The organism is Pseudomonas sp. TE3899 (genome assembly GCF_056279105.1).
This window is the reverse complement of the sequence record NZ_JBWBQR010000001.1, coordinates 4,280,826-4,302,214: the sequence shown is the minus strand read 5'-3', so window position 1 is coordinate 4,302,214 and position 21,389 is coordinate 4,280,826. Positions and strand designations below refer to the sequence as shown.

The following is a 21,389-nucleotide window of genomic DNA, read 5'->3' as shown; positions in this document are numbered from 1 at the left end:
TTTCAGAATAAAAAACCGATGGCACGGCGCTTGCTCTGAGCAACCACAGAAGTCGCAGTGCCAACTAAAAAAAACCTTGGAGCACCACCTCATGTCCCAGACGTTTTACAAGAAAGGCTTTCTGGCCCTCGCAGTGGCAACTGCGTTGGGTGTTTCTGCGTTTGCACAGGCTGATGTGAAAATCGGTGTGGCAGGTCCAATGACTGGCGCCAACGCGGCATTTGGCGAGCAGTACATGAAGGGTGCACAGGCAGCAGCCGATGCGATCAACGCATCGGGCGGCGTCAACGGGGAAAAAATCGTACTGGTCAAGGGCGATGACGCCTGCGAACCGAAACAGGCTGTGACGGTCGCCAAGGACCTGACCAACCAGAAAGTCGCCGGCGTCGTCGGTCACTTCTGCTCCTCATCCACCATCCCGGCTTCCGAGATCTACGACGAAGCGGGCATCATCGCGATCACGCCAGGTTCCACCAACCCACAGGTGACCGAGCGCGGCCTGAGCGCCATGTTCCGTATGTGCGGGCGTGACGACCAGCAAGGCATCGTGGCCGGCGACTACATCGTCGACGTGCTCAAGGGCAAGAAAGTCGCCGTACTGCACGACAAAGACACCTACGGCCAAGGCCTGGCGGATGCCACCAAGGCTCAACTGGTCAAGCGCGGTGTAACGCCAGTGCTGTACGAAGGCCTGACCCGCGGCGAGAAAGACTTCAGCGCCGTGGTCACCAAGATCCGGGCGGCCGGTGCCGACGTGGTCTACTTCGGTGGTCTGCACCCAGAGGCTGGTCCACTGGTTAAACAACTGCGTACCGAAGGCCTGAAAGACGTGAAATTCATGTCCGACGACGGCATCGTGACCGACGAACTGGTGACCACCGCTGGCGGCCCGCAATACGTCGACGGCGTGCTCATGACCTTCGGCGCCGACCCGCGCCTGCTGCCAGACAGCAAGACCGTCGTGGACGAGTTCCGCAAGAAAGGCACCGAGCCTGAAGGCTACACCCTGTACGCCTACGCGTCGGTCCAGACCCTGGCTGCCGCTTTCAATGGCGCCAAGTCCAACAAGGGCGAAGAAGCGGCTGCCTGGCTGAAGAAAAACCCGGTCAAGACCGTCATGGGCGAGAAGACCTGGGACAGCAAGGGCGACCTGAAAGTCTCCGACTACGTGGTTTACCAGTGGGACAAGGACGGCAAATACCACCAGCTGGAAAAACAGAAGTGATATGAACCGCTGATTGCCCGGTGCCTTGTGCGCCGGGCAGTCAGAGAACATGTCCGTGCAGTACCTGTCTTTTCTCGTAGAGCTGCACACACCGTGTTGCACTGGCGGCTGAACCCCGGTCCGTTGCAACCCGCTTCTGTGCAGTCTCTCAAATGCGTGAGATTGCGTTATGGATGGTATTTTCCTGCAGCAACTGGTCAACGGTCTGACCCTCGGGTCGGTCTATGGCCTGATCGCCATCGGCTACACAATGGTCTATGGCATCATCGGCATGATCAACTTCGCCCACGGCGAGGTTTACATGATTTCCGCTTACCTCGCGGCAATCAGTCTGGCTCTGCTGGCTTACTTCGGTATTGAATCCTTCCCTCTGCTGATGCTCGGCACACTGGTCTTCACCATCGTCGTCACGGCGGTGTATGGCTGGGTCATCGAACGCGTCGCCTACAAACCGCTGCGCAACTCCACACGACTGGCACCGCTGATCAGCGCCATCGGTATTTCCCTGATCCTGCAAAACTATGCACAAATCGCCCAAGGTGCGCGGCAACAGGGTGTACCCACACTCCTGACCGGCGCATGGCGCGTGGATGTCGGCACTGGCTTCGTCCAGCTGACCTACACCAAGATCTTCATTCTGGTCGCAGCGTTCGCCGGGATGGCCCTGCTGACCTATGTCATCAAGTACACCAAGCTCGGCCGCATGTGCCGTGCCACCCAGCAAGACCGCAAGATGGCCTCGATCCTGGGGATCAACACCGACCGCGTGATTTCCTACGTATTCATCATCGGTGCAGCGATGGCGGCTCTGGCCGGCGTGCTGATCACCATGAACTACGGCACGTTCGACTTTTACGCAGGCTTCGTCATCGGGATCAAGGCGTTCACCGCCGCGGTACTCGGCGGCATCGGTTCGCTGCCTGGGGCGATGCTCGGCGGGATCATCCTCGGGATTTCCGAGTCGCTGTTCTCGGGCCTGGTGAACTCGGACTACAAAGACGTTTTCAGCTTCTCGCTGCTCGTTCTCGTTCTGGTCTTTCGGCCCCAAGGCCTGCTCGGCCGTCCTCTTGTGTCGAAGGTGTAAGCGATGTCTTCAACCACTAAAAAAACCATTGATCTCAAAAGAAGCCTGGTTGACGCGATTCTTGCCGGCCTCGTTGCCCTGATTGTGTTCGGCCCGATTGTCGGCGTGGTCCTCGACGGCTACGGCTTCAACCTGCAACCGACCCGTGTGGCGTGGATTGTCGCCATCGTCATGGCTGGCCGTTTTGCCCTGAGCCTGTTCCTGCAAACCCCCAAGGGCCTGAAAATCCTCGAAGGTTTTGAAAGCACCGGTTCCGGGGTTCATGTACTGCCGCCCGATTACAAAACCCGCTTGCGCTGGATCATCCCGCTGGTAATCGTCATTGCCGTGGTGTTCCCGTTCTTCTCCAACTCCTACCTGCTGGGCGTGGTCATCCTCGGTTTGATCTACGTGTTGCTGGGCCTGGGCCTGAACATCGTGGTCGGCCTGGCCGGCTTGCTCGACCTGGGTTACGTGGCGTTCTACGCCATCGGTGCCTACGGCCTGGCGCTCGGTTATCAATACCTGGGCCTGGGTTTCTGGACGGTGCTGCCGCTGGCGGCGATCACGGCGGGACTGGCCGGGTGCATTCTCGGTTTCCCGGTGTTGCGCCTGCACGGTGACTACCTGGCGATCGTGACCCTGGGCTTCGGTGAAATCATCCGCTTGATCCTCAACAACTGGCTGTCCCTGACCGGCGGCCCGAATGGCATGGCGGCGCCACTGCCTACCTTCTTCGGCCTGGAGTTCGGTAAACGCGCGAAGGACGGCGGGGTGCCGTTCCATGAGTTCTTCGGCATCGCCTACAACCCGGACGTGAAGTATTACTTCATCTATGCGGTGTTGTTTCTGGTGGTCCTGGCCGTGCTGTACATCAAGCATCGCCTGGTGAAAATGCCGGTCGGCCGCGCCTGGGAAGCCCTGCGTGAAGACGAAATCGCCTGCCGCTCCATGGGCCTGAACCACGTACTGGTCAAGCTCTCGGCGTTCACCATCGGTGCCTCGACCGCCGGTCTGGCGGGTGTGTTCTTTGCGACCTATCAAGGTTTCGTCAACCCGACCTCGTTCACCTTCTTCGAATCGGCCCTGATCCTCGCCATCGTGGTACTCGGCGGCATGGGGTCGACCATCGGCGTGGTTATCGCTGCCTTCGTGCTGACCGTGGCCCCGGAACTGCTGCGTGGCTTCGCGGAATACCGCGTGCTGCTGTTCGGCATCCTGATGGTGTTGATGATGATCTGGCGACCGCGCGGCCTGATCCGGATCAGCCGTACCGGTGTGACCCCGCGTAAAGGAGTAGCGCCATGAGCGAAGTCGTACTCTCGGTCGAGAAGCTGATGATGCACTTCGGCGGCATCAAGGCGTTGAGCGATGTCAGCCTCAAGGTGCACCGCAACTCGATCTTCGCCCTGATCGGCCCCAACGGCGCCGGCAAGACCACCGTGTTCAACTGCCTGACCGGGTTCTACAAGGCCTCGGGCGGCAAGATTGAACTCAATGTGCGCGGCGAGCAGACCAACGTTATCCAGTTGCTGGGCGAGTCCTTCAAACCGGTGGATTTCGTTTCGCCGAAATCTTTCCTTAGCCGGATGTACTACAAGATGTTCGGCGGTACCCATCTGGTAAACCGTGCCGGTTTGGCGCGCACTTTCCAGAACATTCGCTTGTTCAAGGAAATGTCGGTGCTGGAAAACCTGCTGGTGGCCCAACACATGTGGGTCAACCGCAACATGCTCGCGGGCATCCTCAACACCAAGGGCTATCGCAAGGCTGAAAGTGATGCGCTGGACCATGCGTTCTACTGGCTGGAAGTGGTGGACCTGGTGGACTGCGCCAACCGTCTGGCGGGCGAGCTCTCCTACGGGCAGCAACGTCGCCTGGAAATCGCCCGGGCCATGTGCACGCGGCCGCAGATCATCTGCCTCGACGAACCGGCCGCCGGCCTTAACCCTCAGGAAACCGAAGCACTGAGCGCGATGATCAGGCTGCTGCGCGACGAGCACGACCTGACCGTGGTGCTGATCGAGCACGACATGGGCATGGTCATGAGCATTTCCGACCACATCGTGGTACTGGACCACGGCATCGTCATCGCCGAGGGCGGGCCTGATGCCATTCGCAACGACCCGAAAGTGATTGCGGCCTACCTGGGCGCTGATGAAGAGGAAGTGGTGCTATGAGCCAACCCATCCTCGAACTGAAGGATCTGGATGTGTTTTACGGGCCGATCCAGGCCCTGAAGAAAGTCTCGCTGCACATCAACGAAGGCGAAACCGTCAGCCTGATCGGCTCCAACGGCGCCGGTAAGTCGACCCTGCTGATGTCGATCTTCGGCCAGCCTCGCGCCGCTGACGGGCAGATCATCTATCAAGGGGTGGATATCACCCACAAGTCGTCCCACTACATCGCGTCCCACGGCATCGCGCAGTCGCCAGAAGGGCGGCGGGTGTTCCCCGACATGACCGTCGAGGAAAACCTGTTGATGGGCACCATCCCGATTGGCGACAAGTACGCCAAGGAAGACATGCAGCGCATGTTCGAGCTGTTTCCACGGCTCGAAGAGCGGCGCACACAGCGGGCCATGACCATGTCCGGCGGCGAACAGCAAATGCTCGCCATCGCCCGGGCACTGATGAGCCGGCCGAAGTTGTTGCTGCTTGATGAGCCGAGCCTGGGCCTGGCGCCAATCGTGGTGAAACAGATTTTCGCGACTCTGCGGGAACTGGCAAAAACCGGCATGACCATCTTCCTGGTCGAGCAGAACGCCAACCACGCGCTCAAGCTCTCGGACCGGGCGTACGTGATGGTCAACGGCGAGATTCGCCTAACAGGCACCGGCAAGGAGCTGCTGGTGAACGAGGAGGTGCGTAACGCGTATCTCGGCGGGCACTGAGCCTTCGGCCCCATAAAAAACGCCCTGACGCACTCCACGTCAGGGTGTTTTTTTATGCCCACACAAATCCCCCGGAGCTGTCGAGAGAAACGAGGCTGCGATCTTTTGATCTTGCTTTTAAACCGCAAAAGCAAAAGATCGCAGCCTTCGGCAGCTTCTATACGGGGCCGCGATTCAAGGCAAATGGAAATTGTGGAAAACAATATTCGCAAGCTCTCAAACCGCGACATAAAGCCGCTGCAAATAGTTGTTTTGTCACGGTTTTGACTTGTCCCCGTTTGCTGTGGAGCTGGCTGTGAATAACGTGGGAGTAGCTGGCTGAGAGCCTTTGAAACCGTGGCTTGCAGACGTGTGGTTGTTTTTTGATCAGACATTTTTCCCGGACCATGAGCTGTGGTTGTCAACCTTTTTGTTGTGGGCGAAAACGGCAGGAATGCAGGTGTGCCAGCCTGTGGATAAGTCTGTGGTTAAACTCTGGAAAGACTTGGCTGAGGGCCGTCGTTACTGGCTTGGCGCCATCGTTCTTGGGTGTGGCCAATCGTGCAAAATGCCATGGGGCTACACGGCGAGCGGTCGAGGGTCAAGCAAAAAACTTTCTGTGCTGCTCGCAAAGCCTTATACACAGCGGCTTGCAGCTTTTGCACTTGCCCCCAAAGACTGTGGACCGGCCTGTGGATAACGTGCGCGCACATGGCTGCAAGCCACGGTGGGTAAGGCGCCGCTTCGGCTGGTTGTTTTTTGTACAGAAAACACCGGGGAACGAGGTTGCCGGTCAGCGCCGCGCCGGGCATGCTGGCTGCTGATTTTCTATTCCAATGGCTGCCGATCAGCCGAAGCAAGGAGAACACGATGTCCAACACCCTGTTTATCACCGGCGCAACGTCCGGTTTTGGCGAAGCCTGTGCCCGTCGTTTTGCCGAGGCGGGTTGGAAACTGGTGCTGACGGGCCGTCGTGAAGAGCGCCTCAACGCCCTGTGCGCCGAGTTGTCGAAGCAGACCGAGGTCCATGGCCTGGTGCTCGACGTGCGTGATCGCAAGGCCATGGAGGAGGCGATTGCCAATCTGCCGCCGTCCTTCGCCAAGCTGCGCGGGCTGATCAACAACGCCGGCCTGGCCCTGGGCGTGGACCCGGCGCCCAAGTGTGACCTGGACGACTGGGACACCATGGTCGATACCAACATCAAAGGCCTGATGTACAGCACTCGCCTGCTGCTGCCGCGCCTGATCGCCCACGGTCGTGGCGCCGGCATCGTCAACCTCGGCTCCATCGCCGGCAACTACCCGTACCCAGGCAGTCACGTGTATGGCGCGAGCAAAGCGTTCGTCAAACAGTTCTCCCTGAACCTGCGCTGCGACCTGCAAGGCACGGGCGTACGCGTCAGTAACATCGAGCCGGGGCTGTGCGAAAGCGAGTTCTCCCTGGTGCGTTTCGCCGGTGACCAGGAGCGCTACAACGCCACCTACGCCGGGGCCGAGCCGATTCAGCCGCAGGACATTGCCGACACCATTTTCTGGGTCCTCAATGCCCCGGCGCATATCAACATCAACAGCCTGGAGTTGATGCCGGTGAGCCAGACCTGGGCCGGGTTCTCCATTGAGCGTAATGGTGGCAAGGCTTAATTGTGGCGAGGGGGCTTGCCTGTGGTGAGGGGGCTTGCCTGTGGCGAGGGGGCTTGCCCCCGTTGGGCTGCGTAGCAGCCCCTGAGCCAAACGCCACGTTTTGTCAGATATGCCGCATTCTCAGGTTTGCGGCTGCTGCGCATCCGAACGGGGGCAAGCCCCCTCGCCACAAAAACCGGGCAAAACAAGGCATAAGGTAGACTCCCGCCCAACAACCCCACCGCACCCCGCGGTTTCCAGGGTTTTCAGAGGAGGCTACGTGAGTAACCGAGGTGAGCAGTCACTGCTCAAACAATCGACCATCCTGATGTTCGCCGTGGCGATCGCCGGGATCGTTACCGGTTTTGTTTCGGGTGCCCAATCCATCCTGTTCGATGGTTTTTTCTCGTTGATCGCGACCTTTATCAAGGTCTTGATGCTGATCACCGCCAAACTGATCGCCAAAGAAAGTAACCACCGCTTCCAGTTCGGCTTCTGGCACCTGGAGCCCATGGTGTTGCTGATCGAAGGCAGCTTCCTGTTCCTGATCGCGATCTACGCCTTTCTCAACGGTGTGTTCGGCATCATCAATGGCGGCCGCGAGATCGAGCTGGGGTTGGTGATCATCTATGCGGCGGTGTTTACCGTCGTTGAGTTCGCCTATTTCTTCTACGTGCGCCATCGCAATCGCAAGCTCAAATCGACGCTGATCCAGTTCGACAACATCAGTTGGCTGGTGGACGCGATGCTTTCGGTGGGCCTGTTGGTCAGTTTCCTGACCGCGCTGCTGCTCAAGTCCCAGGGCTATGGCGAGTGGGCGGTGTATGTCGACCCCTTGATCCTGATTCTGCTGGCCCTGAGCATGCTGCCACCAGCCTTCAAAATCCTGCGTCCAGCGCTGCGCGATGTACTGGGGATTGTCCCGGATCAACTCAACGACAAGGTGCGCCAGGTGATGGACGCGGCGAAGGTCGAGCATGGTTTCGACGACTACATTTCCTACGTGCAGAAGCACGGGCGGGCGCGGTTTATCGAAATTCATGTGGTGTTGCCGGCGGACTATCCGCTGCACGGCGTGGGGCAGCTGGATGTATTGCGCGAGGAGATTTCCGCGAAGTTGGGCAAGGCGGATGCGGCGCGATGGCTGACCATCAGTTTTACCGGGGATCGGAAGTGGATTGCGTGATTGGCCGGTGACCGCTTCAAGGCCATTCGCGGGCGAGCCTCGCTCCTACAGGTTATGTGTCGTTCGCATTACCGCGTTCAAACATAAATCCTGTAGGAGCGAGGCTTGCCCGCGAAAGCGATCTCGAACTCAGCGCAAATATTCAACCAGCCCGCGGTAACAAGTCGCCAAGTGATAAGGCGTAGTCGAAGGCATGTCCTTGCGGCTGACTTCGCCTTCCTCATCCCGACACTCATACCAACCGCCAACATGCAGAAACCGCTGCTGCAACGCCTGCAATTGGCGCAGCACCGCTGCCTCGCCGTCCGGCCGCAACGTCAGTGCCCGCAGGTATTCAGCCTGGGCCCAGATTCTTTCAGTGCCGTCCTTCGCGTGGCCATCCAGATCGAGCATCGCTCGAACAGCGTTTGTCTGTGGATCAACACCCAGGTGCTCAGTGAAAGCAAAGGCCCGGTCCAGCGAGGCATGCAGCTTCGATCCGCGCAGCAATGGCGAGGACTCCAGCAGGAAATACCATTCGAATTGATGCCCCGGTTCAAACCAGTTATCCACAGCCCCCAGCGGTTTTTCCATCAACACACCGGTCTGTGGATCGATGAACCGCTTGTGCATGGCTGTGCATAACTTGACGAGCGCAGCTTGGGCGCCAGCGTCTTCGCGTACCGACAGGGTGGCGAGGAAGGCTTCGGCCAGGTGCATCAACGGGTTTTGCAGCGGGCCGGTGTCGAGGGATGACCAGTCGCGCTCAAGGCACGCTTCGTACAGACCGTCGTCCGTGGCGAAGCGCTGGGCCACGACTTCCAGCGCGGCATTGAGCACCGATTCCACCAGCGGTTCGCGCACCTTGTCCCAGTAATGGGCGCAGGCGAACAGGATGAAGGCGTGGGTATAGAGGTCTTTGCGCTGATCCAGCGGCGCGCCTTGCGGGTCGATGCTGTAGAACCAGCCACCGTGCTCGGCATCGTGGAAATGCTGCTGCAAGGAACGGAACAACGCCGCCGCGCGTTCTTCGGCCGCTGGCACCTGGCCGATCAGGCTGGAAAACAGATACAGCTGGCGGGCGCAGGCCATGGCTCGATAGCGTTGTGGCGCCAGCGGTTGATGCCCGGCGTCCAGCGCTTCATACGGCAGCGCCATGTCGGCGTTCCAGCCGGGGACTTGCCAAAGCGGCACGATCACGTCCTGGAAATGCTGTTGCACCGAAGCGAACAGGGCGGTTAATTCAGGCTGGGAGGCAGAGCGGGAAGCATGGGGCATTGGCTGGCGTCGTCACGGCAGGGGCGATTGCGCGACATGGTAGCAGAGTGAGCGGGTCGATCGTTCCCATGCTCCGCGTGGGAACGATCTCTGGGGGCTTAGCCCGCCAACAACCAGACCCCGGTCGCCGCGGAAGCCGCACCCGCGACGCGAATCAACGGCGCCGCCGCCTGAGGCAGCACGCGCACCACCGCATAACCGGCTGCATGCAATGCCGCCGTCGCCGCCACAAACCCTGCGGCATACGCCCAAGGGCTGGACATGTCCGGCAATTCCAGACCATGGGCTACGCCGTGGAACAGCGCAAACAACGCCGTCGCACCCACCGCGACGCTCAACGGCGGACGCACCGCCAAGGCCACGGCCAGGCCCAGCGCCAGCACCGAGGCCGCAATCCCGCTTTCCAGCGCCGGCAGGTTCAGCCCTTCAAACCCCAGTAAGCCGCCGATCAGCATGGTGCCGACAAAGGTGCATGGCAGAGCCCAACGCGCCGCGCCTTTTTGCTGCGCGGCCCACAAACCCACCGCGACCATCGCCAGCAGGTGATCGATGCCACCAATCGGGTGGCTGATGCCGGCGATCAAACCGTTGTCGCCATGCCCCGGGTGGGCGAAGGCGATGGCTGGGGTCAGCAGCAGGGCCAAAGCGCCCAGGATGCGTTTGAGTGTCATGGATAAGCTTCCTTGTTGATAAGTCGTGATCAGGCTGCGATCAGCAGGCCTTGGCGTTCGATGAAGGCAATGATGTCTTCCAGGCCCAGGCCGGTTTTCTGGTTGCTGAAGACGAATGGCTTGCCGTTGCGCATGCGTTTGGTGTCGCTGTCCATCAGCTCCAGCGAGGCGCCCACCAGCGGCGCGAGGTCGACCTTGTTGATCACCAGCAGATCGGATTTACAGATCCCCGGCCCACCCTTGCGTGGCAGTTTGTCGCCGGCGGAAACGTCGATCACGTAGATGGTCAGGTCGGACAGTTCCGGGCTGAAGGTCGCCGAGAGGTTGTCGCCACCGGACTCGACAATGATCAGGTCCAGCCCCGGAAAGCGCCGGTTCAACTGGTCGACGGCTTCGAGGTTGATCGAGGCGTCTTCGCGGATCGCCGTGTGCGGGCAGCCGCCGGTTTCCACGCCGATGATGCGTTCCGGTGCCAAGGCTTCATTGCGCACCAGGAAGTCGGCGTCTTCGCGGGTGTAGATGTCGTTGGTCACCACCGCCAGGTTGTAGCGGTCGCGCAGAGCCAGGCACAGGGCCAGGGTCAGGGCGGTTTTTCCGGAACCGACCGGGCCGCCGATGCCGACGCGCAGGGGTTGAGTGTTCATATGCTTCTCCAAAATAAAGGGCCCTAGGAGCGAAACAGACGGCTGTACTGGCGTTCATGGGCCATGCACGCCAGGGACAGGCCGAAAGCGGCGCTGCCATAGTGTTCGGGGTTGATTCGAGTGGCGTGCTGCTGGGCTTCCTGCAGCAGCGGCAGCAATTGGCTGGTCAGGCGCTGGGCGGCTTGCTGGCCCAGGGGCAGGGTTTTCATCAGCACGGCCAATTGGTTTTCCAGCCAGCTCCAGAGCCATGCGGCCAGCGCATCTTGAGGACTGATCCCCCAGGCGCGAGCGGCCAGGGCCCAACCGAGGGCGAGGTGCGGTTCGGGGCGTTGCTCAAGAAAGGCCCGGGCCGGCGCATCGAGTTCGGGCAAACCGTTGAGCAATTGCTGCAACGAATAGCCCATCTGCCGGCTTTCCTGATGCAACTCGCGGGTTTCGCGGCTGGCGCGATGTTCCTCGCAGCGTTGCAGCAAGTCTGCCCAGTTTTCGTCCGCCGCCGCTGTGCAATGGGCAAGCAGCAACGGCGCTTCGAAACGCGCCAGGTTGAGCAGCAATTGATCGCTGATCCAGCGTCGCGCGCTGTCGGCATCCGTCACTCGCAAGTTATCCACCGCCATTTCCAGGCCTTGGGAATAGCTGTAGCCGCCAATCGGCAATTGCGGACTGGCCAGGCGCAGCAGCGCCCAGGCTGGGTTCATAAGCGCACGCCGAACTGGTGCAGTTTCGGCGGGTAGTTGAAATCTTCATCGCCGTGGCGCGAGTGGTGATGGCCGCCGCCATAGGCGCCATGTTCCGGCTGGAACGGCGCCTCAATGTTTTCCACCTTGGCATCCAGCTGTTCGAGCATGGCCTTGAGCACGTAGTCGTCAAGCAGGCGCAGCCAACCGTCACCGACTTGCAGGGCGACGTGGCGATTGCCCAGGTGATAAGCGGCGCGGGTCAGTTCGAAGGCATTGGCGCAGGTGACGTGCAGCAGTTGCTCAGGACGGGCGCAGACGCGGACGATGCGCCCGTCTTCGGCCTGCAGGCATTCGCCGTCATACAGCGGCGGCTGGCCGCGCTCCAGAAACAACCCGACGTCTTCTTGTTCGGCACTGAAACAGCGCAAACGGCTTTTGCTCCGGGCTTCGAAGGTCAGGTGCAACTCGGCGGCCCAGACGGGTTGAGGCTCGATTCTGCGATGAATCACCAGCATCGGAATGCTTCCAGCAAAGGACAATGCTCAGGCTAGAGCAAGGGGCTTGCCAATCGGGGTGATGCGTAGGAAAACCCTGTCGGAGCTTAGTAGTTGTTGCAGGATGTTGCGGGGTTTTGGTGCATGTTGGTGCGTGAAGGATTCTTCATGCACCAAATTGGGGGGGGGTATGTGTGGCGAGGGGGCTTGTCGGAATGCCGCACCACCCCGTTCGGCTGTGAAGCAGTCGTAAAATCTGAGAAACGCGGTGCGCTGATAGGACGCGAGGGAGCGCTTCACACTCCAGCGGGGGCAAGCCCTCTCGCCACACAAGCCGCTCCCACAGAGGATGTGTGTTATTCCGTACTGCCGAGCCCCTGCCAATGCTTCAACCCAATAAAGATAAAACGCAGTTGCTGAGTGATCTTCGCCTGGGGCGTCAGATGCTCCGGCAACGCTTCCACCGGCGGATCGATAATGTCCGGCAACGTGGCGAATACGCTTTTAACGATCAGGTCGGCCATGACGCTCAGCCCGTCGATGCCCAGATGCTGCAATTTCGGCATCAGCGATAAATCGGAGGCAAGATCGGAACTGATGCCTTCGCGCAAACGGCCAATGGCCTGGCGCACCGGCAGCGAACCACCGTATTGCTCGCGGGCCAGAAACAGGAATTGCGAGCGATTGGCGCTGACCACATCGAGAAAGATCCGCACCGACGCATCAATGATGCCGCCCATGACGAATTCGTTGTGGCGTACCAGGCGGATGGTTTCGCGGAAGGTCTGGCCGACTTCGCTGACCAGCACCAGGCCCAGTTCGTCCATATCGGCAAAATGCCGATAGAAACCGGTGGGGACGATCCCGGCGGTTTTCGCCACTTCGCGCAGGCTCAGGCTGCCGAATCCTCGGCCGCATTCCATCAAATGGCGGGCGGCGTCCATCAGGGCGTTGCGGGTCTGTTGTTTCTGTTCGGCGCGGGGCAGCATCGCAAGGGTGTTTTCTGGACAGGACAGCGGCGCACTCTAGCAAATCGGCTTTGCCGGCGTCGAACGGGGATCAGGGATCAGGGATTCAAGCGAGGAAGAAGGGCGCTGCTGTAAAAGTCAAAAGCCCAATCCAGTGATTGGGCTTTTTTTCAGGGCCGCCACAGGCTCAGCTCACAGCGCTGTTGCGTTCGATAACACGGTCACCACCACCTTCGGCAACGGCTTGGCCTTGTGGGGTTTTGTCGTAGCCATCTTCAACCAGGCCTTTTTCTTCAAGACGGTTGCGGCCGTTTTCAGCGACTTGGCCTTGTGGGGTTTTATCGTAACCGTCTTCGGCTACAGCCTGACCTTGTGGAGTTTTGTCGTAGCCATCTTCAGTGATCAGGCCTTTCTCTTTCAGGCGATCATTACCACCTTCAGCAAGGGTCTGGCCTTGTGGAGTGCGGTCCGAACCATCGGCGGCAACGGTTTGGCTGAATACAGAGTGATTGTCTTTGACTTGCGGAGTGGCCTGATCAGCGGCTGGCAGAGCAAAAGCGGTGCTGGCTAGCATCGAGAGGGTCAGGCTAAGCAATAATTGGCGTTTCATGATGGGTTGCTCCTTGGGAGGGCGATAAAGTGGGTACGAGGGCAATGCTACTCTCGATAAGTCGATATAAAAGTTCATAAACGCAATGGTAATAATCAACAGAATTGATTGTTCCGCGTAGAGGCTCTAGATCGGGCTTCTCCGGCCGGTGGTTTTGCACCGAGGTGGGTATTTTCGACCCACTCGTGCCGCACAAAAGTGCGGGGCCGGTAACGTCGGTAGCGGGCGCACTGTGTCGCCGGACGATTATTTGAGCGTTAAGGAGACTTTCGGTTAAACCTGCGAGCCGTTTTCCAGTCGTAGATTTCATGGCGCGCCGCTTCTGGCCCGCCGTTTCAAACGTGCGTCGCAGTCAGGGCGCTCAGTCGTATTCAGGAGCCCTGTGCAATGACGCGCACTGCAAAAATAATCAGCTGGACCGTCGCCAGCCTTGTTGTACTGCTGGCGGTACTGGTTCTGGTCATCGTGTTCTTCGATTGGAACCGGATCAAACCCACCCTCAACACCAAAGTATCCGAAGAGCTGCACCGTCCGTTCGCCATTAATGGCAACCTCGCGGTGGTCTGGCAGCGTGAGCCCGATGAGGGCGGCTGGCGGGCCTGGGTGCCATGGCCGCATGTGGTGGCCGAGGACTTGAGCCTGGGCAACCCGGACTGGTCGAAAAAGCCGCAGATGGTCACGCTCAAGCGCGTCGAACTGCGGATTTCGCCGCTGGCCTTGCTGGCGCAGCGCGTGGTCATCCCGCGCATCGACCTCACCGAACCCAATGCCGACCTCCAGCGCCTGGCCGACGGCCGCGCCAACTGGACCTTCAAGTTCGATCCGAAAGACCCGAACGCCGAACCGTCGAACTGGGTGGTGGACATTGGCGCCATCGGCTTCGACAAAGGCCACGTGACCCTCGACGACCAGAGTCTGAAGACTCAGCTCGACCTGTTGATCGATCCACTGGGCAAACCGATTCCGTTCAGCGACATCGTCGGCGACAAAGCGGCAAAAACCGCGGTCGAGAAGGGCGGCGCCCCCCAGGACTACGCCTTCGCAATCAAAGTGAAGGGCCAATACCACGATCAGAAACTCGCCGGCGAAGGCAAGATTGGCGGCTTGCTGGCCTTGCAAGACGCGGCCAAGCCGTTCCCGCTGCAAGCCCAGGTCAAGATCGCCGACACCAGCGTCGAACTCGCCGGCACCCTGACCGACCCGCTGAACCTCGGCGCGTTGGACCTGCGCCTGAAACTGGCCGGCAGCAGCCTGGCCAACCTGTATCCACTGACCGGCGTAACCCTGCCGGACTCCCCGCCCTATGCCACCGACGGTCACTTGATCGCCAAACTGCATGACGCGGCAGGTGCACAGTTCCGCTACGAGGGTTTCAACGGCAAGATCGGCGCCAGTGATATCCACGGCGACCTGGCCTACGTCGCCAGTCAGCCCCGGCCGAAACTCAGCGGTGCGTTGGTTTCCAATCAATTGCTGTTTGCCGACCTCGCGCCGTTGATCGGTGCCGACTCCAACGCCAAGCAAAAGGCCCGTGGCGGTGAAAGCAAACAGCCGACGGACAAGGTGTTGCCGGTCGAGGAATTCAAGACCGAGCGCTGGCGCGATATGGACGCCGACGTCGAATTCACCGGCAAGCGCATCGTCCACAGCGAGAAGCTGCCGTTCACCGACCTCTATACGCATCTGGTGCTGACCGACGGCGTGCTGAGCCTCGAACCCCTGCGTTTCGGCGTCGCCGGCGGCAAGCTCGATGCACAGATTCGCCTCAATGGCCGCACCGAACCGCTGGAAGGCCAGGCCAAACTCACCGCGCGCGGTTTCAAACTCAAGCAGTTGTTCCCGACCTTTGAACCGATGAAAACCAGTTTCGGCGAGTTGAACGGCGACGCTGATATCGCCGGTCGCGGCAATTCAGTGGCCAAGCTGCTGGGCACAGCCAACGGCAAGCTGAAAATGCTGATCAATGACGGCGCCATCAGCCGCGAGTTGATGGAGCTAGCCGGGCTTAATGTCGGCAACTACGTGGTCGGCAAGATCTTTGGCGACAAGGAAGTGAAGATCAACTGCGCGGCGGCGGATTTCGACATCAAGACTGGCCTGGCGACCACGCAGTTGTTCGTCTTCGATACCGAGAACGCGATTATCTATATCGACGGCACGGCGAACATGGCGACTGAACAACTGGACTTGACCATCACCCCGGAATCCAAGGGCTGGCGTTTGATTTCCCTGCGCTCGCCGCTGTATGTGCAGGGCAAGTTCATCAAGCCGAGCGCGGGCGTGAAAGCCGTGCCGCTGTTGTTGCGCGGGGCCGGGATGGTTGCGCTGGGCGTGATTGCCGCGCCGGCGGCGGGGTTGCTGGCGTTGGTGGCGCCGAGCGGTGGCGAGCCGAACCAGTGTGCGCCGTTGCTGGAACAGATGAAGCAGGGCAAGGCGCCGGTGACCGTCAAGCCCACCCGATAAATGTGCGGCGTCTACAAGATCGTTCCCACGCGGAACGTGGGAACGATCAGGGGTTAGAGGTCTTTCAGAATGTCGGCCATATCATCCGCATGCTCTTCTTCCTGGGCCAGGATGTCTTCGAAGATGCGGCGGGTGGTCGGGTCTTTTTCGCCGATGTACTGAATGATTTCGCGGTAGCTGTCGATGGCGATCCGCTCGGCGACCAGGTCTTCGTAGACCATCTCCTTGAGGTCTTTCCCGGCCACGTATTGGGCGTGGGAGTTTTTCGACAGCAGGTCGGGGTTGAATTCCGGCTCACCGCCCAGTTGCACGATGCGCTCGGCCAGGCGGTCGGCGTGTTCGGCTTCCTGGGTCGCGTGTTCAAGGAACTCGTCGGCGGCCACGTGGGCCTTGAGGCCGTTGGCCATGAAGTAGTGGCGCTTGTAGCGCAACACGCAGACCAATTCAGTGGCCAGCGATTCGTTGAGCAGGCGCAGCACTTCTTCGCGGTCGGCGCTGTAGCCTTCGGTCACGGCGCCGTTCTCGACGTTCTGGCGAGCCCGTGCGCGAAGGGTGGTTACATCAGACAAATGCATGTCGCTCATCTCGATCTCCTGGAGGCTAATCCGGTGGGCGTCACGCCTCTGGGGACGTGATCGCTACTTAAGATGTGAGTAATGAGCGTCGCGAAAAGTTTGATGTATTTGACGGGCGTGAAAGATCGCAGCCTTCGGCAGTTCCTACGGGGAGGTGGGTTGAGCCTTTGATCTTGGCAATAGACCAGACGCCGCTGCTTCTTCCTGCAACCACGCAAAAAATGCGCGTACCGGTGGATGCCGTTCACGCCCCGGCACACACAACGCGGCATAGCCGGCGCCATCCACTTGAACCTCGCCCTTGTAAGGCACCAGCAACCCGCTGGCCACGCTTTCGGACACCAGGATATTGCTCGCCAGCACCAGCCCTTGCCCGGCAATCGCCGCTTGCAGGGCGTAATGCTCTTCGTCGTATTCACGCACCGCCGGTCGCCCGGCCAGCCAGGTTTCGCCGGACTTCGCGCACCAGGCTTCCCAACCGTGGGCGTAGAGCTTGGAGTTATGCCAACGCACGCTGATCAGCGTCGGCACCCGACTGGCCGCCGACGCTACCTGCTCGGGAGAGCCATAAACGCCGAAGGATTCATCGAACAGGCACAGCCCATACAGGTTCGGGTAATCGTCGAGGCTGTAGCGCAGCACCAGATCGACGCTGGCGTCCTGATGCAAATCGATGACTTCGCAATGGGTATCGAGCCGCAGGCTGATGGTCGGGTGCCGGGCATAAAAGCGCCCGAGTCGCGGTACCAGCCACAACGCGGCGAAGGCGGCGGTAGTGGAAAGCGTCAGGCTGGCGCCGCTGCGTTGCGGGCGCAGGGTGTCGACGCTCTGCGCCACTTCCAGCAAGGCACCGTGCAGGCTTTGGAACAGGCGTTCGCCGCCGTCGGTGAGGCGCACCTGACGTGGCAATCGCTCGAACAGCGCAATGCCAAGCCAACTCTCCAGCGAACGAATCTGATGGGAAATCGCCGTGGGCGTTACCGAGAGTTCTTCGGCGGCGGCCTTGAAACTCAATAGGCGCGAGGCGGACTCAAAGGCGCGCAGGGCGGTTAGCGGCAGTGAGGCAAACATGGGAACTCCATGGATGAAATGAATTCATCCTGACTGACTTTTGTTCATTTGAAGAGGAACAGCTACGAGCTGCAAGCTGCAAGCTGCAAGCTGCAAGCCTCAAGCAGTTTAGCCATTAAGGAGTTTTCAGATGAGCACAGTTCTTGCGGTTCACGCCAGTCCCCGTGGGGAGCGTTCCCATTCCCGGCGTTTGGCCGAGGTGTTTTTGTCGGCGTGGCAGGCCCGTCATCCGCAGTCGCAGTTGACCCGACGTGAAGTCGGTCGGGCGTTGATCCCACCGGTCAATGAGGCGTTTGTCGCGGCGGCGTTTTACCCCGAGCCGGAGGCCCGGCCGTTGTCGATGCAGGCCGATCTGGCGTTCAGCGATGAACTGGTGGGTGAATTGCTCGGCCACGATGTGCTGGTGATTTCCACGCCGATGCACAACTTCAGTGTGCCCAGCGGCCTCAAGGCCTGGATCGATCAGATCGTGCGGCTCGGGCTGACCTTCAATCACACCCTGGACAATGGCGTGGCGCAGTACGAACCGTTGGTGCGGGGCAAGAAAGCCCTGATCGTCACCAGTCGCGGCGGCTTCGGTTTTGGCCCGGGTGGTGAGCTGGAAGCGATGAATCACGCCGATTCGTTGTTGCGCACCGCGCTGGGTTTCATCGGCATCACCGACATCACGGTGGTCGCCGCCGAAGGTGAAGAGTCCGCCGAACGTACTTTCCAGATCTCCGCCGCCGAGGCCGAACAGCGTCTGTTGGCGCTGGCCAGGGAGTTCTAGATGGCCTGGGTGTTTCTGCTGATCGCCGCCGGCTTCGAAGTGACCTTCGCCATGGGCATGAAGTACGCCGAAGGTTTCACCCGGCTCTGGCCGTCGCTGATCACGGTGGCGGCGGCGGTCGGCGGGATTTATTTCCTGACCCTGGCCATGCGCGAGTTGCCGGTGAGCATCGCCTACCCGATCTGGACAGCCATCGGGTCGCTGGGCACGGTGTTTCTCGGGTTTGCGCTGCTGGGCGAGAGCCTGACGGCGCTCAAACTGGTCTCGGTCGGGTTGATCGTGGCGGGGGTGGTGGGCTTGAAGTAACGCGGATGTCATAGACTGGTCATGTTCGGTGGCGATGCTTGGCTGATGTCTTGCATCCCGCCTTGCGTCATCTCACCGATCACAAGGATGTCCGCCCATGTCGCAAGGTTCCGCCACGCGTTACCCGTTGGTGCTGGTTCCCGGAATGCTCGGGTTCATCCGTTTGCTGCTGTATCCGTACTGGTTCGGGATCGTCGCGGCGTTGCGCCGTGGGGGTGCGGTGGTGTTTGCGGTGCAGGTGTCGCCGCTCAATTCCAGCGAAGTGCGCGGCGAGCAGTTGCTGGCGCGGATCGACGAGATCCTGCGCGAAACCGGAGCCGAGAAGGTCAACCTGATCGGCCACAGCCAGGGCTCGCTGACCGCGCGTTATGCCGCCGCCAAACGCCCGGATCGGGTGGCGTCGGTCACGTCGGTGGCCGGGCCGAACCACGGTTCGGAATTGGCGGATTACCTGCACAAACACTATCCATCGGACAGCGCCAAGGGGCGCGTACTGGCGGTTTTGCTGCGCCTGATCGGTGGCTTGATGAGTGTGTTGGAAACCGGTTATCGCGGGCCGAAACTGCCGGTGGATATCCATGCCTCCCACGAATCCCTGACGACCACCGGCGTGGCGCTGTTCAACCAGCGTTATCCACAGGGCCTGCCGCAAACCTGGGGCGGGCACGGGCCGGAGGAGGTCAACGGCGTGCGTTATTACTCCTGGTCCGGGACCTTGCAGCCGGGCAAGACCGATCGCGGCGGCAATCTGTTCGATGGGACCAACCGGTTTTGCCGGTTATTCGCGACAACTTTCGTGCGGGAAAAGGGGCATTGCGACGGGATGGTCGGGCGCTACAGCTCGCACTTGGGGACGGTGATCGGCGATGAATACCCGATGGATCACTTCGATATCGTCAACCAGTCGTTGGGGCTGGTGGGGAAGGGCGCGCAGCCGGTTCGGTTGTTTGTCGAGCATGCGGCGCGGTTGAAAGCGGCAGGTCTTTAGACCGCCTGTGGCGAGGGGGCTTGCCCCCGTTCGAGCGCGCAGCGGTCGCAAAATGGGGCCGCTACGCAGCCCAACGGGGGCAAGCCCCCTCGCCACAAAGGATTAGGTGCGCCCCAAAACGGTGGTCCACCGCTCCGACAAAATCACCCCACCCAACGTCAACATCCCGCCGACCAGGTGATACATCGCCAACTGCTCATGCAACACCACCGCCGCAATCAGTGCGGTAATCAGCGGCAGCAGGTTGAAAAACTGCGTGGTCCGGCTCGGCCCCAGGCGCACCACGGCTTGCATCCACGCCAAGGGCGCAATCATTGAGGCCAGCAGGCAGGCGTAGAGCACCAGCGGGATGTTCTGCCAGGTCGGGCCGATTTTTGGCGAGGCCACGAACAGCGGAAACAGCACCACCACCGCCACCAGCACCTGCAAATACAGCAACACCAGCGGCGGCAGGCGCAGCTGCCATTTTTTCAGGAGCGTGCTGTAGATCGCGTAGGCCAGGGTCGCGATCAGCATCATCGCGTCGCCCAGGTTCACCCCGTGCTCCAGCAATGCGCTCAGGCTGCCGGACGACACCACCACCAGCACCCCGGCAAACGACAGCACCGCACCGGCCAGCGCACCGGCCGTCAGGCGCTGGCCGAGGCTGATGATCGCCATCGTCAGTGACATCAGCGGCATCAACGACAGGATGATGCCCATGTTGGTGGCGGTGGTCAGGCTCGCCGCGAAGTACGCCAGGCTCTGATAAACCGCCATGCCGAGCACGCCGAGGACGAAAATCTTCCACAGGTTGGGGCGGATCATCGGCCAGTGGGCGATCACCGGTTTGAGCATGAAGGGCGTGAACAGAATCCCGGCCAGCAGCCAGCGATAAAAACCGATCTCGGCGGGGAAGATCGCGCCGGCCGACATCTTGGTGATCACGGTATTGCCGGCCCAAATGAAAATGGCCAGCAGGGGAAACGCATATTGCATGGGAGAGAAACCAGAACGTTGATGAGGCGCAATTATCCGCCTGTCTGGATGCAAGCCTATACTCCGATCCAGACAATCGGCCCTTGATGACGGACAGCATGAGCAGTAAACACATCGATCTGCTGGATTTCAGCGAACTGCCGGCCCCGGTGTACTTCCGCTACGCCGACTTCGACACCCACGAATACGCCTCGGCCCACCGCCACCCGTGGGGCACCCTGGAGTATTCGGCCAATGGCGTGTTGCACATGGAAATCGGCAGCAGCCGCTTCATGTCGCCGCCGCAGTACGCGGTGTGGGTGCCACCGAAGACCGAGCACAGTTTCTACAGCAACCAGCCAATCAACTACCGCGCGGTGTGCCTGGCGCCGTCGCTGTGCCGGGATCTGCCGCAACAAGCGTGCACCCTGGCCATCAGCGACATTCTCAAGGCGATCCTCAAGGACTTCGCCGCTCGCGACGTGAAGATTCCCGAACAGGACACCGACGTGCGCCTGGCCCAGGTGTTGGTGGATCAATTGCAACAGGCCCCCGAGCACGCCTGTTATTTGCCTTACGCCAGCAGTCCGGGGCTGCTCGGGATACTTGAAGCCTTGCAGGCCGAGCCCGGGGATAACCGGCCCTTGGCAGCGTGGGCGACGCAGATTCACGTCAGCGAACGCACCCTGGCCCGGCAATTCGTGCGTGAATTGGGCATGAGTTTCGGCGAGTGGCGCCTGCGCCTGCGATTTCTCGCGGCGATTGAAGCGCTGGGCAGCCAGCGCAGCATTCAGGACATCGCCTTCGACATGGGCTACAGCACCGGTTCGGCCTTTATCGCCATGTTTCAGCGCCAGGCCGGGTGCACGCCGGAACAATATCGCCGCAGCCACCTCGAGACCAGGTGAAGGTGTTACAGGGTTTGTCTACACTTCAGGGCGAGGCCGCATCCATCGGTGCGGCAACAAGG

22 protein-coding genes are annotated in these 21,389 nt (G+C 60.5%); 12 read left to right on the top strand and 10 right to left on the bottom strand.

Annotation, left to right across the window (positions count from 1 at the left end; all coding sequences use genetic code 11):
* Nucleotides 1-91: 91 nt before the first annotated feature.
* The 7 genes from ACZ89E_RS19640 (at nt 92) to ACZ89E_RS19610 (ending at nt 7,966) form a co-directional block, all read left to right on the top strand.
* Nucleotides 92-1,225 (top strand): branched-chain amino acid ABC transporter substrate-binding protein, encoded by a 1,134-nt coding sequence (locus ACZ89E_RS19640; protein ID WP_149660597.1) that lies wholly within the window; start codon nt 92-94, stop codon nt 1,223-1,225.
* Nucleotides 1,226-1,394: 169 nt separating this feature from the next.
* Nucleotides 1,395-2,309 carry an ABC transporter permease subunit gene (locus tag ACZ89E_RS19635; RefSeq protein ID WP_123402406.1) on the top strand — a complete coding sequence of 305 codons (915 nt, stop codon included), beginning with the start codon at nt 1,395-1,397 and terminating at the stop codon, nt 2,307-2,309.
* 3 nt (nt 2,310-2,312) lie between these two features.
* Nucleotides 2,313-3,596 carry a high-affinity branched-chain amino acid ABC transporter permease LivM gene (livM, locus tag ACZ89E_RS19630; RefSeq protein WP_149660598.1) on the top strand — a complete coding sequence of 428 codons (1,284 nt, stop codon included), beginning with the start codon at nt 2,313-2,315 and terminating at the stop codon, nt 3,594-3,596.
* On the top strand, nt 3,593-4,468 hold the full coding sequence (locus ACZ89E_RS19625; RefSeq protein WP_213940975.1) for an ABC transporter ATP-binding protein: 876 nt from the start codon (nt 3,593-3,595) through the stop codon (nt 4,466-4,468). The genes livM and ACZ89E_RS19625 overlap by 4 nt, the downstream gene beginning before the upstream one ends.
* Nucleotides 4,465-5,181, top strand: a complete 717-nt coding sequence (locus ACZ89E_RS19620) for an ABC transporter ATP-binding protein (RefSeq protein ID WP_123513958.1) — start codon at nt 4,465-4,467, stop codon at nt 5,179-5,181. The genes ACZ89E_RS19625 and ACZ89E_RS19620 overlap by 4 nt, the downstream gene beginning before the upstream one ends.
* Nucleotides 5,182-6,030: 849 nt before the next feature.
* Nucleotides 6,031-6,801: an SDR family oxidoreductase gene (locus tag ACZ89E_RS19615; RefSeq protein WP_054044081.1), complete on the top strand. Its 771-nt coding sequence runs from the start codon at nt 6,031-6,033 to the stop codon at nt 6,799-6,801.
* Nucleotides 6,802-7,060: 259 nt separating this feature from the next.
* On the top strand, nt 7,061-7,966 hold the full coding sequence (locus tag ACZ89E_RS19610) for a cation diffusion facilitator family transporter (RefSeq protein ID WP_463259249.1): 906 nt from the start codon (nt 7,061-7,063) through the stop codon (nt 7,964-7,966).
* 129 nt (nt 7,967-8,095) lie between these two features.
* On the opposite strand, the gene ACZ89E_RS19605 is transcribed toward ACZ89E_RS19610, so the two are convergent.
* The 7 genes from ACZ89E_RS19605 to ACZ89E_RS19575 all read right to left on the bottom strand — a co-directional run bounded on the left by ACZ89E_RS19605 (nt 8,096) and on the right by ACZ89E_RS19575 (nt 13,290).
* Nucleotides 8,096-9,223, bottom strand: a complete 1,128-nt coding sequence (locus ACZ89E_RS19605) for an AGE family epimerase/isomerase (RefSeq protein ID WP_476256284.1) — start codon at nt 9,221-9,223, stop codon at nt 8,096-8,098.
* Between the two features lie 98 nt (nt 9,224-9,321).
* Nucleotides 9,322-9,894, bottom strand: a complete 573-nt coding sequence (locus tag ACZ89E_RS19600) for a HupE/UreJ family protein (RefSeq protein ID WP_463259251.1) — start codon at nt 9,892-9,894, stop codon at nt 9,322-9,324.
* Nucleotides 9,895-9,923: 29 nt separating this feature from the next.
* Complete coding sequence (gene ureG / locus ACZ89E_RS19595) at nt 9,924-10,538, bottom strand: urease accessory protein UreG (RefSeq protein WP_463259252.1); 615 nt, start codon at nt 10,536-10,538, stop codon at nt 9,924-9,926.
* A gap of 23 nt (nt 10,539-10,561) precedes the next feature.
* Nucleotides 10,562-11,236 (bottom strand): urease accessory protein UreF, encoded by a 675-nt coding sequence (locus ACZ89E_RS19590; RefSeq protein ID WP_149660605.1) that lies wholly within the window; start codon nt 11,234-11,236, stop codon nt 10,562-10,564.
* Nucleotides 11,233-11,733 (bottom strand): urease accessory protein UreE, encoded by a 501-nt coding sequence (gene ureE / locus ACZ89E_RS19585; protein WP_149660606.1) that lies wholly within the window; start codon nt 11,731-11,733, stop codon nt 11,233-11,235. The genes ACZ89E_RS19590 and ureE overlap by 4 nt, the downstream gene beginning before the upstream one ends.
* 335 nt (nt 11,734-12,068) lie before the next feature.
* A complete protein-coding gene (locus ACZ89E_RS19580) occupies nt 12,069-12,701 on the bottom strand; it encodes a TetR family transcriptional regulator (protein WP_149660607.1) in 633 nt (210 codons plus the stop codon).
* Between the two features lie 166 nt (nt 12,702-12,867).
* Nucleotides 12,868-13,290 (bottom strand): hypothetical protein, encoded by a 423-nt coding sequence (locus tag ACZ89E_RS19575; protein ID WP_476256283.1) that lies wholly within the window; start codon nt 13,288-13,290, stop codon nt 12,868-12,870.
* Nucleotides 13,291-13,677: 387 nt separating this feature from the next.
* Between ACZ89E_RS19575 and ACZ89E_RS19570 the strand changes: the two genes are divergently transcribed.
* Nucleotides 13,678-15,753 carry an AsmA family protein gene (locus tag ACZ89E_RS19570; protein WP_463259256.1) on the top strand — a complete coding sequence of 692 codons (2,076 nt, stop codon included), beginning with the start codon at nt 13,678-13,680 and terminating at the stop codon, nt 15,751-15,753.
* Nucleotides 15,754-15,806: 53 nt separating this feature from the next.
* Here the strand turns inward: ACZ89E_RS19570 and ACZ89E_RS19565 are convergent, their stop codons facing one another.
* A complete protein-coding gene (locus tag ACZ89E_RS19565) occupies nt 15,807-16,337 on the bottom strand; it encodes a ferritin-like domain-containing protein (protein WP_149660609.1) in 531 nt (176 codons plus the stop codon).
* Nucleotides 16,338-16,472: 135 nt separating this feature from the next.
* Nucleotides 16,473-17,399 (bottom strand): LysR substrate-binding domain-containing protein, encoded by a 927-nt coding sequence (locus tag ACZ89E_RS19560; protein ID WP_476256282.1) that lies wholly within the window; start codon nt 17,397-17,399, stop codon nt 16,473-16,475.
* 130 nt (nt 17,400-17,529) lie between these two features.
* Between ACZ89E_RS19560 and ACZ89E_RS19555 the strand changes: the two genes are divergently transcribed.
* The 3 genes from ACZ89E_RS19555 to ACZ89E_RS19545 all read left to right on the top strand — a co-directional run bounded on the left by ACZ89E_RS19555 (nt 17,530) and on the right by ACZ89E_RS19545 (nt 19,462).
* Nucleotides 17,530-18,168, top strand: a complete 639-nt coding sequence (locus tag ACZ89E_RS19555; RefSeq protein WP_476256281.1) for an FMN-dependent NADH-azoreductase — start codon at nt 17,530-17,532, stop codon at nt 18,166-18,168.
* Nucleotides 18,169-18,474, top strand: coding sequence for a DMT family transporter (locus ACZ89E_RS19550; protein ID WP_149660613.1), 306 nt, complete (start codon nt 18,169-18,171; stop codon nt 18,472-18,474).
* Nucleotides 18,475-18,571: 97 nt separating this feature from the next.
* Nucleotides 18,572-19,462 carry an esterase/lipase family protein gene (locus ACZ89E_RS19545; RefSeq protein WP_149660614.1) on the top strand — a complete coding sequence of 297 codons (891 nt, stop codon included), beginning with the start codon at nt 18,572-18,574 and terminating at the stop codon, nt 19,460-19,462.
* Nucleotides 19,463-19,564: 102 nt separating this feature from the next.
* Here the strand turns inward: ACZ89E_RS19545 and ACZ89E_RS19540 are convergent, their stop codons facing one another.
* Nucleotides 19,565-20,440 (bottom strand): DMT family transporter, encoded by an 876-nt coding sequence (locus ACZ89E_RS19540; RefSeq protein WP_463259258.1) that lies wholly within the window; start codon nt 20,438-20,440, stop codon nt 19,565-19,567.
* Nucleotides 20,441-20,538: 98 nt separating this feature from the next.
* On the opposite strand from ACZ89E_RS19540, the gene ACZ89E_RS19535 reads away from it, so the two are divergent.
* Nucleotides 20,539-21,327: an AraC family transcriptional regulator gene (locus ACZ89E_RS19535; RefSeq protein ID WP_476256280.1), complete on the top strand. Its 789-nt coding sequence runs from the start codon at nt 20,539-20,541 to the stop codon at nt 21,325-21,327.
* Nucleotides 21,328-21,389: the final 62 nt, after the last annotated feature.

Bases quoted from the DNA above. Each gene is read 5' to 3' on its own strand.
- ACZ89E_RS19575 (WP_476256283.1), bottom strand. From the start codon at position 13,290: ATGAAACGCCAATTATTGCTTAGCCTGACCCTCTCGATGCTAGCCAGC.
- ACZ89E_RS19615 (WP_054044081.1), top strand. From the start codon at position 6,031: ATGTCCAACACCCTGTTTATCACCGGCGCAACGTCCGGTTTTGGCGAA.
- ACZ89E_RS19625 (WP_213940975.1), top strand. From the start codon at position 3,593: ATGAGCGAAGTCGTACTCTCGGTCGAGAAGCTGATGATGCACTTCGGC.
- ACZ89E_RS19565 (WP_149660609.1), bottom strand. From the start codon at position 16,337: ATGAGCGACATGCATTTGTCTGATGTAACCACCCTTCGCGCACGGGCT.
- ACZ89E_RS19640 (WP_149660597.1), top strand. From the start codon at position 92: ATGTCCCAGACGTTTTACAAGAAAGGCTTTCTGGCCCTCGCAGTGGCA.
- ACZ89E_RS19635 (WP_123402406.1), top strand. From the start codon at position 1,395: ATGGATGGTATTTTCCTGCAGCAACTGGTCAACGGTCTGACCCTCGGG.
- ACZ89E_RS19555 (WP_476256281.1), top strand. From the start codon at position 17,530: ATGAGCACAGTTCTTGCGGTTCACGCCAGTCCCCGTGGGGAGCGTTCC.
- ACZ89E_RS19535 (WP_476256280.1), top strand. From the start codon at position 20,539: ATGAGCAGTAAACACATCGATCTGCTGGATTTCAGCGAACTGCCGGCC.
- ACZ89E_RS19540 (WP_463259258.1), bottom strand. From the start codon at position 20,440: ATGCAATATGCGTTTCCCCTGCTGGCCATTTTCATTTGGGCCGGCAAT.
- ACZ89E_RS19620 (WP_123513958.1), top strand. From the start codon at position 4,465: ATGAGCCAACCCATCCTCGAACTGAAGGATCTGGATGTGTTTTACGGG.
- ACZ89E_RS19600 (WP_463259251.1), bottom strand. From the start codon at position 9,894: ATGACACTCAAACGCATCCTGGGCGCTTTGGCCCTGCTGCTGACCCCA.
- ACZ89E_RS19590 (WP_149660605.1), bottom strand. From the start codon at position 11,236: ATGAACCCAGCCTGGGCGCTGCTGCGCCTGGCCAGTCCGCAATTGCCG.
- ACZ89E_RS19545 (WP_149660614.1), top strand. From the start codon at position 18,572: ATGTCGCAAGGTTCCGCCACGCGTTACCCGTTGGTGCTGGTTCCCGGA.
- ACZ89E_RS19605 (WP_476256284.1), bottom strand. From the start codon at position 9,223: ATGCCCCATGCTTCCCGCTCTGCCTCCCAGCCTGAATTAACCGCCCTG.
- livM (WP_149660598.1), top strand. From the start codon at position 2,313: ATGTCTTCAACCACTAAAAAAACCATTGATCTCAAAAGAAGCCTGGTT.
- ureG (WP_463259252.1), bottom strand. From the start codon at position 10,538: ATGAACACTCAACCCCTGCGCGTCGGCATCGGCGGCCCGGTCGGTTCC.
- ACZ89E_RS19550 (WP_149660613.1), top strand. From the start codon at position 18,169: ATGGCCTGGGTGTTTCTGCTGATCGCCGCCGGCTTCGAAGTGACCTTC.
- ACZ89E_RS19580 (WP_149660607.1), bottom strand. From the start codon at position 12,701: ATGCTGCCCCGCGCCGAACAGAAACAACAGACCCGCAACGCCCTGATG.
- ACZ89E_RS19570 (WP_463259256.1), top strand. From the start codon at position 13,678: ATGACGCGCACTGCAAAAATAATCAGCTGGACCGTCGCCAGCCTTGTT.
- ACZ89E_RS19560 (WP_476256282.1), bottom strand. From the start codon at position 17,399: ATGTTTGCCTCACTGCCGCTAACCGCCCTGCGCGCCTTTGAGTCCGCC.
- ureE (WP_149660606.1), bottom strand. From the start codon at position 11,733: ATGCTGGTGATTCATCGCAGAATCGAGCCTCAACCCGTCTGGGCCGCC.